13 protein-coding genes are annotated in these 16,846 nt (G+C 51.1%); 3 read left to right on the top strand and 10 right to left on the bottom strand.

All coding sequences use genetic code 11. From position 1 onward, the window contains the following. Window positions 1-63: 63 nt before the first annotated feature. Both AK95_RS19820 and AK95_RS19815 read right to left on the bottom strand, forming a co-directional pair. Window positions 64-1,443 carry a BNR repeat-containing protein gene (locus tag AK95_RS19820; protein ID WP_071221638.1) on the bottom strand — a complete coding sequence of 460 codons (1,380 nt, stop codon included), beginning with the start codon at window positions 1,441-1,443 and terminating at the stop codon, window positions 64-66. Window positions 1,444-1,499: 56 nt separating this feature from the next. After that, window positions 1,500-3,062, bottom strand: a complete 1,563-nt coding sequence (locus tag AK95_RS19815; RefSeq protein WP_235613167.1) for an extracellular solute-binding protein — start codon at window positions 3,060-3,062, stop codon at window positions 1,500-1,502. A 39-nt stretch (window positions 3,063-3,101) separates the two neighbouring features. On the opposite strand from AK95_RS19815, the gene AK95_RS34240 reads away from it, so the two are divergent. Beyond that, window positions 3,102-3,251 carry a hypothetical protein gene (locus tag AK95_RS34240; RefSeq protein ID WP_162487612.1) on the top strand — a complete coding sequence of 50 codons (150 nt, stop codon included), beginning with the start codon at window positions 3,102-3,104 and terminating at the stop codon, window positions 3,249-3,251. Window positions 3,252-3,741: 490 nt separating this feature from the next. Here the strand turns inward: AK95_RS34240 and AK95_RS19810 are convergent, their stop codons facing one another. The 5 genes from AK95_RS19810 to AK95_RS35165 form a co-directional block, all read right to left on the bottom strand. Then, complete coding sequence (locus AK95_RS19810) at window positions 3,742-5,511, bottom strand: cache domain-containing sensor histidine kinase (protein ID WP_071221637.1); 1,770 nt, start codon at window positions 5,509-5,511, stop codon at window positions 3,742-3,744. Then, window positions 5,508-7,019 carry a response regulator gene (locus AK95_RS19805; RefSeq protein WP_071221636.1) on the bottom strand — a complete coding sequence of 504 codons (1,512 nt, stop codon included), beginning with the start codon at window positions 7,017-7,019 and terminating at the stop codon, window positions 5,508-5,510. Before AK95_RS19805 ends, AK95_RS19810 begins: the two co-directional genes overlap by 4 nt. Window positions 7,020-7,182: 163 nt before the next feature. Beyond that, window positions 7,183-7,428: a DUF6138 family protein gene (locus AK95_RS35245; protein ID WP_071221635.1), complete on the bottom strand. Its 246-nt coding sequence runs from the start codon at window positions 7,426-7,428 to the stop codon at window positions 7,183-7,185. After that, the gene (locus tag AK95_RS35240; protein WP_201259412.1) at window positions 7,403-7,558 is read right to left on the bottom strand and encodes a DUF6138 family protein; all 156 of its coding nucleotides are present in this window, start codon (window positions 7,556-7,558) and stop codon (window positions 7,403-7,405) included. Before AK95_RS35240 ends, AK95_RS35245 begins: the two co-directional genes overlap by 26 nt. A 158-nt stretch (window positions 7,559-7,716) precedes the next feature. Further along, a complete protein-coding gene (locus AK95_RS35165; RefSeq protein ID WP_071221634.1) occupies window positions 7,717-8,226 on the bottom strand; it encodes a PadR family transcriptional regulator in 510 nt (169 codons plus the stop codon). A gap of 201 nt (window positions 8,227-8,427) precedes the next feature. Here AK95_RS35165 and AK95_RS19790 point away from each other — a divergent pair, with 201 nt between their 5' ends. Then, window positions 8,428-9,657, top strand: coding sequence for a cytochrome P450 (locus tag AK95_RS19790; RefSeq protein WP_071221633.1), 1,230 nt, complete (start codon window positions 8,428-8,430; stop codon window positions 9,655-9,657). 349 nt (window positions 9,658-10,006) lie between these two features. On the opposite strand, the gene AK95_RS19785 is transcribed toward AK95_RS19790, so the two are convergent. Beyond that, window positions 10,007-10,915: an AraC family transcriptional regulator gene (locus AK95_RS19785; protein WP_071221632.1), complete on the bottom strand. Its 909-nt coding sequence runs from the start codon at window positions 10,913-10,915 to the stop codon at window positions 10,007-10,009. Between the two features lie 135 nt (window positions 10,916-11,050). Between AK95_RS19785 and AK95_RS19780 the strand changes: the two genes are divergently transcribed. Further along, entirely contained in the window at window positions 11,051-13,036 is a 1,986-nt protein-coding gene (locus tag AK95_RS19780) for an alpha-amylase family protein (RefSeq protein WP_071221631.1), read from the top strand. A gap of 324 nt (window positions 13,037-13,360) precedes the next feature. On the opposite strand, the gene AK95_RS19775 is transcribed toward AK95_RS19780, so the two are convergent. Continuing rightward, window positions 13,361-15,559: a heavy metal translocating P-type ATPase gene (locus tag AK95_RS19775; RefSeq protein ID WP_071221630.1), complete on the bottom strand. Its 2,199-nt coding sequence runs from the start codon at window positions 15,557-15,559 to the stop codon at window positions 13,361-13,363. A gap of 235 nt (window positions 15,560-15,794) precedes the next feature. Then, complete coding sequence (locus tag AK95_RS19770) at window positions 15,795-16,817, bottom strand: serine hydrolase domain-containing protein (protein ID WP_071221629.1); 1,023 nt, start codon at window positions 16,815-16,817, stop codon at window positions 15,795-15,797. Window positions 16,818-16,846: the final 29 nt, after the last annotated feature.

Here is a 16,846-nt window from a genome sequence, read left to right as displayed (position 1 = left end):
GACCGCTTCCCCTTTGCGGGAAACGGTCGACTCCAAGCTGTTCTTCAAGTTGATGCAGATGACTTATGCAGAAGGATCGGTCCTCCTTTCGTCTTCAATCGCTACGTCTTCACACAAGGTTTGCAGCCCCGTCGTATAACCCAATCTCCCTTGCGAATGATCCCAATAGTAGTAATCCCCGTGCATCCATATCACATCATACGGTTCGCCCGGCGACGCATGGCGGACGACGAAAGGTCGAACGTTGTTTTGAGTCGAGTTTTCAGTGACTTGATTAATGTTGCAGATCGAGCCATCATCCGCGATGACGCATTGATGAATTTCGAAGACCTCACCGTATTTACCCTGTACGGGGATTGACATATACACGGTGGAAGGATCGTTATGATCCAGTGACATGCCCCCGGAATAGCAAAGTTCTCTTTCTTCATTTTGGTGGAACCATCGTCCGCCATCTGCCAACAGTGTAATCTGCCAATCGGAGCCGGACCACTTAGCGTAACAATAGTGATGACGATCCTTATCTGCATTGATCCTAACAAACAAGATTACCGGGCATCCCTCTTTATCTGGGGCAATATCCCAGTTCCAGTTGCGTATGCCCGGCAGGCGATCCACCAAGTGGGCCGGGTCGGTTTCATTGTTGTCCAGCTTCAGCGGCCCGCGATTCAGATCTGCGAGCTGATGGCCATCAGCTCCGTGCAGCGTCAGAGTATTCACGTCCAAATACGAATAGTATAACGAATTCGGAGTCATATTGTCCGGATGTGTGTAGGTATACGTCATCATAATTTTGTCTTTGCCGTTCGTTTCGTACTTGGCATACGGCCTTTTTCCGGTTTCCTGTTCATGGCATCTGGAATCCACGATCTGCTTCGGTTCCATGTTGCAGGAGACGTCGCCTTCGGGATCCGGCAGCGTGAACCTTGCTACGGTCGGATGCCAGTTTACGCCACGCCACAGTAAATAGAAATAATCGGGCTGATCCGTCAACACGAAGGGCGAAGGATAGGTGGTATTCCCGTATCCCGTGGTATCGATGATTTTTTCAGGTCCTAACGTCTCTAGATCATCAGGCTGGGTTGTTACGCGATAATAAATATAAGGGGTTGTCGAGTGCTCGGAATAAAAAATCATCACCCGGCCGTCGGGCAGTGCCAAAAACGTCGGATTATTATGGTCATCCTGCTGAAAACCCGCTCGCACCCGCACTTGCTTGCGTTCTTGGGTCACATGATCATATTGAACCGCCTGAATGCTGCCCGCAACATCGATGTACCCGATGTATGTCTTGTCGCTACCCGTTACGGCATTGACATGTCGCAGCGCCCTCGGATCGGCAAACCAGCACCAGGCACCGTCACCGGTAAGGGTTGTAGAGATACGTTCGATACGTTCGATGCGTTCAGGTTCAACATTAAGGTTTCTATTGGATTTCGTCATTTGAGACCTCCTCGCTTCCTTGTCGGATCACTAGTTTGCTTCATGATTATCCCCTATCATTTCTTAGCAGCGAATGCATCCAGCTGATTCTGCAGCTCCTCCATGAAGCTCGGGAATCCAGCTTCGTTCATCCGCTGCCTAGCAAGCGCAAGATCAGCATCGATGCCTTCGGACATGCCGACGGACAGCGGTACGATGTGATGCGATCTGACTGCATCCATGGCTGCGAGCTCCGTCGTTATCGGCCCCGTATCGAAGCGGAATCCCGCAAGCGGGCTCTCACCGTTTTCTACGGCCCGTTTCGCGCCTTCCGAATGCAAATGCTCAACGATGGCCTGCCATTCTCCCGGGTATTTTTCCATCAGGCTCATACTGCCGTCATACAATCCCGTCCAGCCCGGCTTTTTGTTTTCCGACTTGATGCCCGTGTAGCTGATGTAATCCCCCTCCAGGTGGTAGTTCTCCCCTTCCACGCCATACAGCAGGAGATTGTAATATATACGATCCGTGTGCGCCTTCTCGATCAGCTTGAGCGCAATTTCCTTGTGCTTGGAGTGGGCGCCGACCGAGATCATCGTGATGTTGTCCGGTGTCATAAAAGGCATGTAGTTCGGCACGTGGTCGAGATAATAATCAAACCATCCGTACTCGAACTCGGGAAACAACTCCTTGAGCACTCCGATGTAACCGCTGCTGACTGCGCCGAAATGGTTGTTGAATTCCAGCGGCTTCTTATCCGCTTTCATCCATTCCAGCGTTTCGCCGGTGGCATTCCCCTGGGCAGCCAGTATCTTGCGGCTTACGATCCCGTCCTCATACCACTGCTTGGCTCGAAGCAGCACCTGCCTATACTCCGGGGTTTCATACATGCTGAGGGCTTTGTAAGGTTCGTCGACGGAGACAACCGCATATCCTTTGACCACATCAAGATACTTGGAGCCGGCGATCAGTGTCCACAGATTATCCGCAAACCGTTTGTCATTGATCATCGGGGTGTCCGGATATGCCTCCTTGGCTTTGTAAAGATATTTTTCAGCCGATTCGAGGTCCTTGATTTCCGGCAATCCCCATGCTTTGCGCAGGTCCTCCCGGAAGAGCATGCCTTCGCCTCCGCCGCCCGGCATATTGTATTGCGGAATGCCGAAGAGCCTACCATGGATCATGACGCTATTCAGCTTCCCGTCATAGTGCGATACGAGATCCGGTACCTGATCCAGCAATGGCGTCAGATTCGCGAATGCATTCCTCGCAACAAAAGATGTGATATCAGACCACGCACCTCCGACATAGAGGTCGTATTCTTTGGATGCAATCGCTCGGCTGATCTGGTTCTTCTCATCTCCCCATGGAATGAAATCGAATCGAATGGTCGCTCCCAGGTCCTTGATGGTTAACGCATCAAGCTGTTGATAGAATCGATCCATTCCGCTCGCTGGCTCGCGGCCCATCGTGATGCCCTTTAATTGTACGACGGGCTGTCCGTCCGGACCGCGTATCATGTCTGGATTTCCGTCCTCCCCGAGATCGGGCGAAGGGTCGTGCCAGCATGCGGACAAGATGAAGACGATGAAGAAGATACAGGTCAGCAGCGCTCCTATGGTTCGTACCGGTTTCCGCAATGATATCCTCCTTTTATAAGTTGATGGTTGTTTCAGTGGATGGTTGTTGCTATTGTTGCTGTTGTTACTGTTGTTGCGGTTGTTGCTGTTGTTACTGTTGTTGCTGTTGTTGCTGTAGATGGCTGTTGCAGCAAACAGCTGAGCCGCTGCCCTCACAATCTCGATAGTACGCTGATCTCACCAAAGTAACACCAGGGTAATGCGTCGTATTACCCTCTCCCTCAACAGGACCAACGCCATCGGCTGATTTCACCAAAAGAACACCGGGGAATTGCGCCGTATTACCCTTCCCCTTATTAGAACTACCATCATCGATCCAGCTTTGTTTAAGCAGAAAGGCAATGCCGGATGCTCAGTAATAACCGAGCGTGGCTGCCAATGAAATTAACTCTCCATGGATTTCCGGTATTATAGGACCCTGGTTCCGCTATTTCTTTGTTTTACCTGTTTCACAGCCATATGCGGACAAGAGATCCGCTATTGCAGGATTTAGCGTGGAATCATTCGCGATTATGGTGCAATAACGGATCCTGTGTCCGTAAGATCCCCATAATGAGCCCATTTCGGCGAAATAGCGTATCCTCTGTCCTCATGATCTCAATATGAGGCAAACCCCAGCATGAAGCGGAGCCTCTTCTATACGCCATGTACCCAAAAGCGTGCCGAGTCCAGCCAAGTTTCAACCCGATTCGAGAAGTAGGGAGGAACTCAAGTCCCCCGTGATGGCCGGGACATCGATGGAAACGGTTGTACCCGTCCCTTGTACCGAATGCAATTGAATCCCGTCTGCTTCGTTGAAATAGTACTCCAACCGCTTTCTGATATTGTTCAGCCCATAGCCGCTCCCCCGGTACCCATCAGAATGAGAGACTTCTTCCCTCATTCCCGGACCGTCGTCACTCACGGTCAATCGCAATCGCCCACTGCGGACGCTGCCTTTTATAAGAATCCGCCCTTCCGTTTCGGTTTTTTCCAATACACCGTGAATGATGGCGTTCTCGACGATCGGCTGAAGCGTGATTTTCGGAAGCAAGCATGCCTCTGCTTCCGCCTCAACCTCGATTTCAAACCGGATTTTCCCTTTGAACCGCTTCTGCTGTATAGCTGCATACTTCTCACACAGTCGGAGCTCATCTATCAAGGGTACAAAATCCTCTCCTTTGTTCAGGATCAGCTTGTAATAGTCGGACAGAGCATAAACGACTTCCTGAATATTCTCTTTCTCGTCCTTCTGGGCCATCCACAGGATCATATCGAGGGTGTTATACAGGAAGTGCGGATTGATCTGGGACTGCAGCGCCTTGAGCTCGGCTCCTTTTTTTGCCTGGCCCAGGCGATATTGGTTGTCCATCAGCTCCCTCACGCTGTTGATCATATAATTGTAACTCGAAACTAAATGCCCTACTTCATCCTCTTGAGTTGCAATATCCAGGGTGTTTAACCGGCCTTGCCGGACCTGGCTCATCTTGTTCATCAACAAGAAAATGCGCCGTGTGATGGACTTGGTTACCGGTATAATGCATATCAATAAAGCCAAGCAAACGGCGCCGTAAACCAACAAGACTTGATAGCGTGCCTGGTTGACGGCTTGTGCCGCCGTATCGGCCGATAGGACGGAGCGCAGATACAGGTTGGTCGATCCTATGCCCGAGTCCCTAACCAAATATTCGCTATCTCCCGCAGTCATCGGCTCGAACCGCTCGCGGTTCATAGGTCTGGACAACGGCTGAACCCGATGCTCCATTCCGTCTTGTCCGCTGCTGATCACGACTTCTCCGTCATCGGTCTCCAGGTAAATAAGCTGCCCCGCGGACGTATTCATGACGTAGGATTGAAGCTGGCCGAGCTCGATCCGAACCGTAACGATACCTACAGGTCTAGATAAATCATGAACATTCCACAATACCCTGCCAAGCATGAGGTGCCTCGTTGACGGTGCAGCCTCGTCCTCAGCAAGGACCCACACCGCATTTCCTTCGGCGGCCATGATTTTCTTGGCCCATGGCAAAGCGGCCACGTTCCCGATCGGCCGGTACATGGTTGCTCCTTCTCCGGCAACAACAAAGTCATCATGGATATAGTAAATGATGCCGTTCATCTCGGTGTTGGTCTGCAAAATGCGGGTATAATCGGTAATTCGCTCAAACGCGGTCAGCTGTTCCCACACCTGCAAGCGATCCGGGTCTTTTGAGAAAACCTCGTTGATCTGCTCGTCGATCATGATCATGGACGAGATATCTTCGAGATGGGTGAACTTGGTCGACAGCAAGGACAAGGCCTGTTCGAAATTTTGATTGGCGGCATCATGCTGTTTGCTGATGATGGAATCCCGAAGCTCGCCGTAAATGGCGGCAAAGGTCACCACAAGTGGAATGATGCCGACCATTGCAAACAGGAACATCAGCTTTTTCCTTAACGATAAATTCCCGAGCCAAGCCTTGAACTTCATCCGGAACGCTTCCTTCGATATTCAACCGGCGTCAGACCGGTGGATGACTTGAATACTTTGGCGAAATAGCCCGGACTTGCATAACCGCACATTTTGGAGATATCAGCCATCTTGAAATGCTCTCCCGCTATCAAGCTTTTCGCCAATTCCAGCCGGTAATCATTCACGTACTGCTTCATCGTGGTCCCCGTCTCCTGTTTAAATAGAACACCCAGATGGGCAGTCGACAGATGCACATGATCGGCAATCTCTCTGATATCCAGGTCCGGATGGCTGCAATGTGCGGATACATACTTCATCACGGCTCGTATCACACTGGAGTAGATGGATGTCTCTTTCACTTCCTCTTGATAAGCAAGGCACATACCCAGAATGTACTCCTTAACCTCCTTCATCGTTTGGCAATGATTCAAATGCCGCTCGGTTTCGCGAAGCTGATAGACCTTGCCGGTTCGAAGCAGCATTCCGTTCTTCTCGTTTAAAATAGCGTGCGCAAAGGAAGCAAATAGCGATACAACCCCCTCTCTAAGCATGTATGGGCCGGCCATGAGCCGGTCGCAATACGATTCCATCCATGCTGCCAGTTCTTGAGGTTTATGCTTCAGGCAGTGATGGAATTCCAGATAGACATCCCCCGAGACGGAATGTTGTCCGAACAAGTTCGGCTCGAACGTTACGATCATGGACTCTGGGCGATAAAAGCCGGCCTCCAGAGCAAACACCGATTCTTGAAAGCTTCTGGGTACCTCATGCAGATCCGAGACGACGCAGCCCACGCCGATTCGAACGCCGGACTTGCGCCGGCATATCTGCTCTGCCACGTGAAGCACCATCCCGCGCTCATTCCGTTGGCGCAGCGGGATCAACAGGAGTTCCCTTCGCCGATCGAGCTGTTCGGTTAATGCCGTACCCGCATACGTTCCCCAATCGTTTTGCTCTGCAATCAAAGGTTCCATTGTCTTCCCTTCCAACCGGGATATGATGATGGATATATAACTCGTATCTGTTGGAAATCCAGCTTCTTCGCACATCTCTATTATTTCATCCTGGCTATGCCCCCCGGTTCGCAACGCAATTGCCAGCTTCCTGCGATTCATATCAACCTTCTGGTTCAACAGCGCCTCCCGTTCCTTGCGTTCGCGAATGTAGCCGATCGTCCTCCCGATGGCCTTCTCCATTTCCTGAAGCTTAATCGGCTTCTCCACATAGTCCACGGCCGCGAGACGAATCGCGCTTTTCATGTAAGCCACCTCCATATATCCGCTTATGAAAAGCAGCTTGCACTCAGGGCAGACGGCCGATAATCGCTCCGCAAATTCAATGCCGTTCAGCTTGGGCATTCGAATATCGGTAATGACAATCTCGGGTTGTTGGGCCGCTGCCATCTGGAGCGCCTCCGAGCCGTCTTCTGCCTGGAGAATCTCTTGTATGCCCAGCCGCCTCCATTCGATCGCCTCAACGAGGCCCTCCCTTGTGTAAACGTCGTCGTCGGCAATCAGCACTTTCATCGAATGGCCCCTCCCGTCTATTCATAAGTTCGGCAGAATCATAAAGATAACGCTTTCAATTTATCGAATGGCTCCAAAATTCCATGCCCTCTTGTCCGTATTTTATATCAACCAGGCTCACTTTAGCTACTATATAAACGGCTTTCGATTCTATCGTTATTGCCTAAACAGTATGACTAGGATAAACAAAAGCCGCCATTCGGCAGCTGTTCATTGACTCCTTTAAAGGTTGGTGATGGTTCCCTTTGTTCAATTGCAGAACCCGCTCATAAACGCCAACGATCCAGTCGGCATCCGCATCTGGAAACAGTCCCTCGTCCAGGATATGTCTGGACAGGAAAAACGTCTCCAACGGTTTGGTCGGATAGGTTCCCGCTTCTAGCTTATCGGCAATATTCAAGCAGTGCATAGTCATGTATCCCGATCTGCAGCGAAGTACGCTTCACGATGTTCTCTGCGTTTTTATCGCTGATAAAGGCCATCCATTGGTCGGCCTCCTGTTTCATTTCGTTCAAACGTGTTTCCAGTGTCTGATCCATGTTCCACTATACTCCTTTATATCATTTCGTATTGTTCTTCACTTGCTCTAACTTGCCAAAATCTAAAAATCTTAATGCCTTGTTCAGGCTATTGCTAAAACATCGTCGTGCTGGATGCTTCATTGATCAATGATCTGGTCGAAGCCGTACTTAAACCATCACGTTAAACTGTCGACCAGCCTGTCGATCCACGCCAATTCGCCTTGAACCTGGGAGACCGAATACCGCAGAACCTCGTCCCGGAACAACTCGTCCCCGCCTTGATTCCGTCTTCTCTCGATATCGGAAAGCAGCTCCTCCAAGTCCTTCTTTCTCCTATGTAATATCCGCATCCGGTCCTCCTTAGAAATACGATCGAACAGGGACACTCTAACCATGAATTCGATTTGATGTTTTGCATCTTTTTCAGTGAATTCGTTAATGAGATTTGCGATTTTTCCCCTCCCTGTTTCTGTAATTTCATATACATATTGATTCGGTCTGCCTTCCTGCTCATTTCGATGTTTACGAACAAATCCCTCCTCCGTAAATTTTCGCAATGTCGGGTATAACATGTTGTGATTGACGTCCATTAAATAACCGAGATCCTTTTGTATTTCTTTTTTTATTTCATACCCGTGTTTCGGGGATTTCTCGATTTGGATCAAAATGAGAAGTTCAAGATACATGATCGTTCAGGCCTTTCGTCGATGGATTTGACGAAACCGCTGCAGATTTAACAGCACATCTCTAGCGTATATGTTCAACCAAAATCCGACAAGGAAGAATATAAACAGAACTTTGGACATGGGTCATTGGAAACTATGACCAGTTACAACTATATGTTAAATTAACATATGTTATATTACACTAGCATTGGAGGGAATGTAATGAATCATGAGATCATCTCCTTAGAGGAAATTACGCAATTCCATTCACCGACCGAAGAATTCAATCCTTATGATTGGTACAAACACAAATTGCAGCATGAGCCCATCGTTTATAATCAGGCGACCCAAACCTGGAACATCTTCCGGTACAACGACGTCAAGAGGGTTCTCAAGGATCATGAATATTTCTCTAGTGTAAGAACGCGGACGATGATCAGCGTTGGCGCCGACAATGACGAAGGCCAGAAAATGAGCAAGATTAACCTGCAGTCAGACCCCCCGGAACACCAAAAAAGCCGTGCCTTAATATCGGCCGCTTTCACCCCACGCAGCTTGAAGCTCTGGGAGCCGCGCATTCAAGAGATTGCAGACCAGCTTCTGCAGGAAATGGGAGACGCCAACGTCATTGACATCGTCCAACATTATGCCAGTGCGCTGCCAACGATCGTCATCGCGGATCTGCTCGGAGTCCCTTCCGAAGACCGGTTATTATTCAAGGAGTGGGTAAACCATCTGTTCCTTCCCCTGCCTAAAAACCATTCGGAAGATGTTCAAGAACTGAAACGTCGTGCTGCCAAAGAATATTACAACTATCTCTATCCTCATATCGTCCAAAAAAGAGGCAATCTAGCGGACGATATCATCTCCGACCTCATCCAAGCCGAGGTGGACGGGGATCGGTTATCGGACGATGAGATCGTCAGAACGACGATGTTTATCCTGGGTGCAGGCATTGAAACGACGACTCATCTGCTAGCCAATACGTTTTATTCCTTCTTATATGACAACAACCAAATTTACGGGGAAATCCAGGCTAACCGCGAGCTCCTTCCCAATGCCATCGAGGAAATGCTCCGCTATCGGTTTAACATCGCCAAAATGGATCGAACCGTCAAACAGGACAATCATGTTCTCGGCGTGGAAATGAAACGAGGGGATCTCGTCGTCGCCTGGATGAGTGCTGCCAATATGGATGAAGAGGTATTTGAAGATCCGTTTACCCTGAACATCCACCGTGCCAATAACAAAAAGCATTTAACCTTTGGGAATGGCGCTCACTTCTGCCTGGGCGCTCCGCTGGCACGGCTGGAAGCAAATATCGCGATAAGCAGGTTCATGGATTTCTTCAAGCGCATTGAACCGGTTCCTGAATTTAAACTGGAAGATAACCTGAGTCCTTCCGCTGCAGGACAAATGTTGACTCAGCTTCCTATCCGTGTTCATCGGTAAGGCTAACCTGTCTCAGTCTACTAGGTACAATCAAAAAAAGCCCTGCACAGCAAGGGCTCATGGTATCCGGAGGCCCTGTCTGTTTCTAAAATCACAGGGCCTCTCGCTTTTTAGTAAATAGTGGAAATCACTCTCTTGTTTTTGACCTCTCGGGTTCATCCAGTAACCGGGCCGCCCGTTGTTTAAACGCATGAGCGCCTCCAGGAAGAAATCATCGCCCCAAATGACAAAATCGTCCGGCGCAATTCCACCTCTGACAAAATACGAACCATGTCGAAAATGACCTTTCGAAGTATTACCTTCACACGGGATACGCACTCACTGTATCTCTGGGATGCCTTATTACTTATCAGGGTTGCCCAGGTAACGCGTTCCCTCCACTTTCCTTCTTCTGTCGAAGCATCTGCCGATAAGCACCAGGCGTCATGCCAAGCTTGGCGGTAAACAGGCGCGTCATGTAGTTGGAATCTCGGATTCCCACGCGTTCCGCGATCTCGGAAATGCCAAGCACCGTACCGCCAAGCAGTTTCTTGGCCTCCTCCAGGCGCAGGTGCAGCACGTACTGCAGGGGTGTTTTGCCGATATGCATCTTCATGCATCTGGCGATATAACTCGCTTGGAAATGGAGCTTTTCCTCCAGCGAGGCCCGTTCAAACGGCTCCCTCCAATGTTCGTTTAAATAGGCTGTGGCAACTTGGGCCAGCCGGACGGAAGGCTCCGGCTCGGACGTCCGAGCGCAGCCTGCCTGCAGCGCGGCAAACAGCTCGGTCAGCAAAAGGTGGAGCTGGAGCGCATTTTCTCCATTCAGTCTGTTGTGGGTATCGTTCAATCCGCGCAGCATCGGCTCCACGGTTTGCACCTCGACGGATGCAAACTTCGGCAAGTACATGCGCTGCTGCGATGAGGGCTCAACGTCTTCGACCGTGCCTTTGGACAGCAGGCTTGTCCAGGGAATATCCTCCTGCTGGATGTGCACGGCCGGATGCCCATGGATGAAATGCACCCAATAAATCTCCGTATGCTCCGAGCAGGCTTGGTGCCCGACATGCCGCAGCCCCGCCTCCAGCACCAGCAGCTTTCCCGCGCCTACCTCATACTCCGTCTGTTCCTCCCTCATATAGAGCGTTCCTTTTGTGACCAGCAGCAGGTCATAAACGCCGAAGGTACGAGCGAAATGCCTGTCTCCCGGCTCCCATACGGCATGTCCGGCCGTTACGAATTGCGGCAGCGGCGGTATGGCGAATTCTAAGCACAGCAAGGCCATCACCTCCTTTTCGCAAGTTCATTTTGTGCTATTTAAAGTCTATATTATCACTGGTTGCCCGCATGAAAAAGAGGTACATTTGATCACGAGTAACCGCTCTCATAAAGCGACTAAGGAGGCTGTTTACGCATGCGTTATCGCCAGGTTCATCTCGACTTCCATACATCCGAGGTCATTGCCGACATCGGAAGCCGTTTTTCAAAATCCCAGTTCCAGAACATGCTGCGTGCCGGGCACGTCGATTCCATCACGGTGTTTTCAAAATGCCATCACGGCTGGGCATACCATCCGAGCGAAGCCAATGAAATGCACCCGCATCTCTCATTCGATCTGCTGGGCGAGATGATTGCTGCCGCCCACGAAATCGACGTCAAAACGCCGGTGTACTTATCCGCGGGGCTGGACGAAAAGCTGGCGCGGCGCCAGCCCGAATGGCTGATCCGCGACGCGGAAGATCGTACGCGCTGGGTGAAAGATTTCATGACGCCCGGCTACCACGAGTTTTGCTTTAATACGCCTTACCTGGACATCTTGATTGAGCAAATTCGTGAGGTAGTTTCCAGATATGATGCGGATGGCATTTTCCTTGATATCGTCGGGACCCGTAAATGCCGGTGTCAGCATTGCGTGGCCGCGCTGCGATCAGCCGGTCAAGACCCTCGCGATGAAGCAGCCGTTGCCGCCCTGGGCGAGGCGACTTACCTGAACTATGCCCGCCGCGTTCGGGAAACGGTAGACGAGATCAAGCCCGGTCTTCCGGTTTTCCATAACAGCGGCCATCAGCGTCGCGGCCGCCGCGACCTTGCCCATGTCAACAGTCATCTGGAACTGGAATCGCTGCCGACCGGAGGCTGGGGTTACGACCACTTTCCGCTGTCCGCACGCTATGCGCAGACGCTTGGCATGGACTATCTCGGCATGACGGGCAAATTCCATACCTCCTGGGGCGAATTCGGCGGTTACAAGCATCCGAACGCGCTGCGCTTCGAAACGGCGCTCAGTCTTGCCCACGGCGCCAAGTGCTCAATCGGCGATCAGCTTCACCCTTCCGGCCTGATGGATGAAGCGACTTACGCCTTGATCGGCACCGCCTATGCGGAGGTAGAAGCGAAGGAGCCATGGTGCAGCGAAACATCTTCAGTGGCGGATATCGCTGTCTTGTCGCTGGAGGCTGCTTGGGAGGCTTGTCCCGAAGCACGGAAGTCTGAAGACCGTAACAATCTGGCGGATGCCGGAGCTGTACGCATTCTGACCGAAGGACATTACCTGTACGACATCGTGGATGCCAGTGCCGATTTCAGCCTCTACAAAGTGCTCATTTTGCCGGATGATGTGCCGGTATGGCCGGCATTGGGAGAAGCTATACGCGCTTTTACCGCGAGCGGCGGCAAGCTTCTGGCCACGGGTCGCTCAGGTTTGGATCCGGACGGCAGCGCATTTGCGCTTGATCTTGGACTGAACTGGAGAGGCGCCAGCCCTTACCGTCCGTCATATTTCCGTCCGGACTTTACTCCAGGGCCCCTTCTCCCTGCTTCATTTGTCATGTACAGCGAAGGACAGCAGGTTGAACTGAACGGTGGTCGTGCGCTTGGCAGCCGGGAGAATCCGTACTTTAACCGGGACGTGTTCACGTTCTGCTCGCATCAGCACACGCCAAGCGCGGGGGAGGACAGCGGACCCGGCATGATCGAAAGCACAAGCGGTATTTATATCGCTTGGAATGTGTTCGGCGACTACGCGGACAATGGACATCTCATTCTGAAAGAGATGGTATTGCATGCTCTCGCCCGGCTCCTGCCGCAGCCTTCCTTGAGCTGCGATTTGCCGGCACGAGGCATTGCGACGCTTCAGTATCAGCAGAGCGAGAAACGCTACATAAATCACCTGCTATATGCGACCCCTGTGTTGAAGGGGCGTGTTGAAGTCATTGAAGACATCGTTCCGCTGCGGGATGTTTCCGTCGGCTTGCGTCTCCCGTCCCAGGCTTCGGTTAAACGGGTCTATTTAGCTCCCTCGATGGAGGACCTTCCTTATACAGTCAATAATCAAGACGAGATTAACTACACGGTTCCTTATTTGGATAATCATCAAATGGTTGTGTTGGAGCTGGCGTAGTGATCCTTCCTGCCATAGATGAGTGATGGCAAACAACTCTGCCTTGAGGAATAGCCGCAGTCCCCGGACTGCGGCTTTTTCCTTTTACTATCTTTTATTGCATCGCAAGAAAGGACGGTTTACATCTGATCGAGAGGTTACTCAGGATCAGTTAGTGGTAGAGTCAACATGGTTCCCTGCCAATTAGCTGTTATGTTTTCCACACTTCGTTACATACCGGTACTTTATCCAGCCAAAGGAATGACCATATTCCAGGTGCGGGTGAAATCCCAGGCTCGCGGACCCGTACCGGTGGCTGCATATCAACGGGTTGGGACTCCGTCTTCACATTATTATGTGGTTCTTATCCAGTCTCTTCACCTTCAGCTGCAATCTAAGCGCATTCGCAACAACAATCACGGAGCTAGCCGCCATGCCGATGCAAGCGATGCGCGGATCCAAATAACCGCATGCGGCCAATGGTACGGAAACGGCGTTATACAACAGAGCAAACAGCAAATTCTGATGAACGTTCCGCATCGTTTGGCGGCTCCACGTATACGCATCGATGATGTTGAATAGCTTGTTTCCGATCAATACGATGTCGCCGGCCTGTTTAGCCGCGTCCGCTCCCCCGCCCATCGCCATGCCGACATCTGCCACGGCTAGCGCAGCCGCATCGTTTATGCCATCGCCAATCATCGCAACGGAACGCCCTTGATGTTGAAGCTCGCGGATGAACGCCAGCTTGTCTTCAGGAAGCATGCCTGCGCGCATCTGATCGATCCCGGCCGCGGCAGCCACCGCCACGGCGGCCTGCTCCTCATCGCCAGTTACCATCCACACATCGGCTCGGCGCTTTAACTCCTGTACAATCTTCCGGGCGTCTTTTCTAAGCTTGTCAATCAATACTAGCGACCCGATGCACTTCCCGTTCACGGCGACATAAATCCTTGTATAGCCGGGGTGATCTGGAGGACTCTCCAGCTGTATGCCCTGCTCCAGCAGCCATCTTCGATTTCCCACGCATACGTGCTCACCTTTGACATAGCCTTCCATCCCTTTCCCAACCCGCTCTTGAAATTTCTGGGCTTCCAAAATGGGGGAATGTTTGTCTTGGGCAGCTCGTACAATGGCTTGTGCTAACGGGTGGGCGGACCGGGAAGCCACCGCAGCCGACATGGATAGCGCGTAGGCAGCTTTGGTGCCGTCCGCAGTGTAAATCGCCGTAAGTTGAGGCGTTCCTTCCGTCAATGTGCCAGTCTTATCCAACAATACGACATCCGTTCGGCGCAAACTCTCCAGAGAACGGCCGTCTTTGAATAGAACGCCTCTTTGGGCTGACGAGCCGGTTGCGATCAGGATGGATACCGGCGTAGCTAACCCGAGCGCACAGGGACAGGCGATTAACAATACAGACAGCGCGTGGCGCATGGCCGTTTCGGATGCACCGGGAGATTGGGAAAACCAGAGCCACCCCGCATAGGTAAGCGCAGCACAACCGATCATCATGGGAACAAAAATCGCCGCTATACGATCTACGGTTCGCTGAATGGCCGGTTTCCCCTGCTGCGCCGACTCGATTAGCCCAATCATTTGAGACAGGCGGGTTTCGTCATGATATTTATCAACCACGATGTCCAAACTTCCGATCAGACAACGCGTGCCGGCGTAGACTCGATCTTTCATGCCCTTTGCCACCGCTGTACTTTCACCTGTCAGCATAGATTCATCGGCTTCCGCCGTCCCCGACTGAACAAAGCCGTCAATGGAGATCCATTCCCCCTGATTCACCCGGATGCGGTCTCCGATCTGCACCTGATCCGCTGAAAGCCATTCTTCCCCATGACTGCGTAAGACTCGAACCCGTTTAACCTGAAGCTCATATAAGGCACTAAGCTGTTTCAATGCTCTGCCTTTGGCCATGGTCTCAAGCCACTTGCCCAGCAGAACCGCGGTCATCACCATCGCAATCGTATCAAAATAAAGCGTTGGATGCGTAAAGCTGTCCCGGGATTCAAACATGGCATAGTGGCTGTAGAAATAAGCCACCGAGGTACTTAACGCAACGAGAGTATCCATGTTTGCCGTACGATGGATCATGGCCTGGTAAGCTCCGTAATAGAAAGGATACCCTACGCCAAACTGAAGCAAGGTAGCGAGCAACCATTGAAATACAGGTTCCATCAACAAATTCGGTATCCATTGTGCAGGCCAATCGGCAACATGCGCCATCATCGCCCATATGAGCGGCATGGATAAACAAGCGGCAATGATAAACCGGATGCGATACGCTCCCGTCTCCGCATCGATCCCGGCCTGCGGATGAGACAGCCTGTCTGTCGCTCCATAGCCAAGTTTTTCGATTTTCTCCATGATCTTCTCTATACCAATCTGCGTCGGTTCATAATGAATCGTGGCCTGAGATAAGGCGAGGCTAACACGGACAGATTGAATGCCTTGCACCTTACGAAGGACTTTCTCGATCCGGGCTGCACAAGCCGTGCAAGTCATGCCCGTCACTTGGATTTGATGCAGCTTCACAACGATTCCTCCCCACCCTCTGCTTATTTCTGTTTTCGCTTGTCCATACAATGTATGAAAATACACGTAACATCAGAATGGCTAAGAAGGGCCACCGATTGCGATTTTTGCCTGAAAGAGTGTGCAGCAACCATAAAAGCCGCCAATTTGGCGGCTTCAGATACACAGATATTTTTGTTCTTTTGACGTCAACCACATGTTGAACGCCGATACTGAGCAAAAAGCGATGATCTATTTAGTCGATGACCGCCGGGATAATGCGTTCTTTAATCAGTGTCCAGCGATCCCGAGGATTGACGGTAAAAGCTGATGCAATGGCTACGACCAAGTCTTGCTTCGGAATGCAGCAAATGATATTGCCTCCATCGCCTACTGCCGAGTACGCAGATACTCCGTCCTCATCGCGCAACCACCATAGATATCCATAATGGTTGGAATTCATCGCCGTTGATTGGTCAATCCATGCTCCCGATATAATGGGCTGATTGTCCCATGTGCCGCGGTTCAGATAAAGAAAGCCGAAACGAGCCATATCTCGAGGACTTAACGTAAGCCCCCACCCTCCAGTGGAGTTGCCAGCCGGATCTTTAACCCATCCCCTGACGTCTTTTCCGAATAAATCATCAAATCCGAATGAATTCATGTCATAATCCGGAATTTCGTTCATGCCGATCGGTTTAAACAAGTGTTCGTTAGCAAACGCGCGGGCACTTTTACCTGTGCTGCGAGTTATGACAGCTGAGAGGAGATGCACCCCTGCAGTAGAATACTTAAATGCTCCGAGACTTCCACCGATGCCCAGCATATTCAGCGTATAATGAACCCAATTCGATTGCATGCACAGTTTGTCCAGTGGTTCGTGCCAATCCTCAAATGGATAGGGAGCCGTCATCGTGAGCAGATGGCGTAACGTTATTTCCCGTTGTTGTCGAGCATCAGCTCTAGGTTCATATTCTGGAAAAAAATCAAGCACCTTCTGATCTGCATGTTGTATATAGCCCGCATCTATAGCAATGCCAATGAGAGCGGATATGATACTTTTCGTAACCGATGCAACATGGTGCCGATCCTCCGGGCCATACCCATGATCATATTTTTCATAAACGATAGCTCCGTGTCGAACCACGACTATGCCATGAATATCGGGATAATCGCTTTTGATCCATGTGTCCAGCCCTGAAAGCTTGTCAGCGTCCATTCCCACCGTCGCCGGGGCTAGAGTTTGCCATAATGTCGTTGGCCAGCAGCTTCTATTCATAATAGATACCTCGCAGAATTCGTTATTTA

The organism is Paenibacillus sp. LC231, from assembly GCF_001860525.1.
Taxonomy (GTDB): domain Bacteria; phylum Bacillota; class Bacilli; order Paenibacillales; family Paenibacillaceae; genus Paenibacillus_AQ.
The sequence above is the reverse complement of the archived record's forward strand: the minus strand, read 5'-3'. Positions and strand labels throughout refer to the sequence as shown.

Coding starts and splice junctions, on each gene's coding strand:
- AK95_RS35240 (WP_201259412.1), bottom strand. CDS start 7,558: ATGGATCAGACACTGGAAACACGTTTGAACGAAATGAAACAGGAGGCC.
- AK95_RS34240 (WP_162487612.1), top strand. CDS start 3,102: ATGGTTGTTGCTATTGTTGCTGTTGTTACTGTTGTTGCGGTTGTTGCT.
- AK95_RS19780 (WP_071221631.1), top strand. CDS start 11,051: ATGCGTTATCGCCAGGTTCATCTCGACTTCCATACATCCGAGGTCATT.
- AK95_RS35245 (WP_071221635.1), bottom strand. CDS start 7,428: ATGCACTGCTTGAATATTGCCGATAAGCTAGAAGCGGGAACCTATCCG.
- AK95_RS35165 (WP_071221634.1), bottom strand. CDS start 8,226: ATGTATCTTGAACTTCTCATTTTGATCCAAATCGAGAAATCCCCGAAA.
- AK95_RS19770 (WP_071221629.1), bottom strand. CDS start 16,817: ATGAATAGAAGCTGCTGGCCAACGACATTATGGCAAACTCTAGCCCCG.
- AK95_RS19790 (WP_071221633.1), top strand. CDS start 8,428: ATGAATCATGAGATCATCTCCTTAGAGGAAATTACGCAATTCCATTCA.
- AK95_RS19810 (WP_071221637.1), bottom strand. CDS start 5,511: ATGAAGTTCAAGGCTTGGCTCGGGAATTTATCGTTAAGGAAAAAGCTG.
- AK95_RS19820 (WP_071221638.1), bottom strand. CDS start 1,443: ATGACGAAATCCAATAGAAACCTTAATGTTGAACCTGAACGCATCGAA.
- AK95_RS19805 (WP_071221636.1), bottom strand. CDS start 7,019: ATGAAAGTGCTGATTGCCGACGACGACGTTTACACAAGGGAGGGCCTC.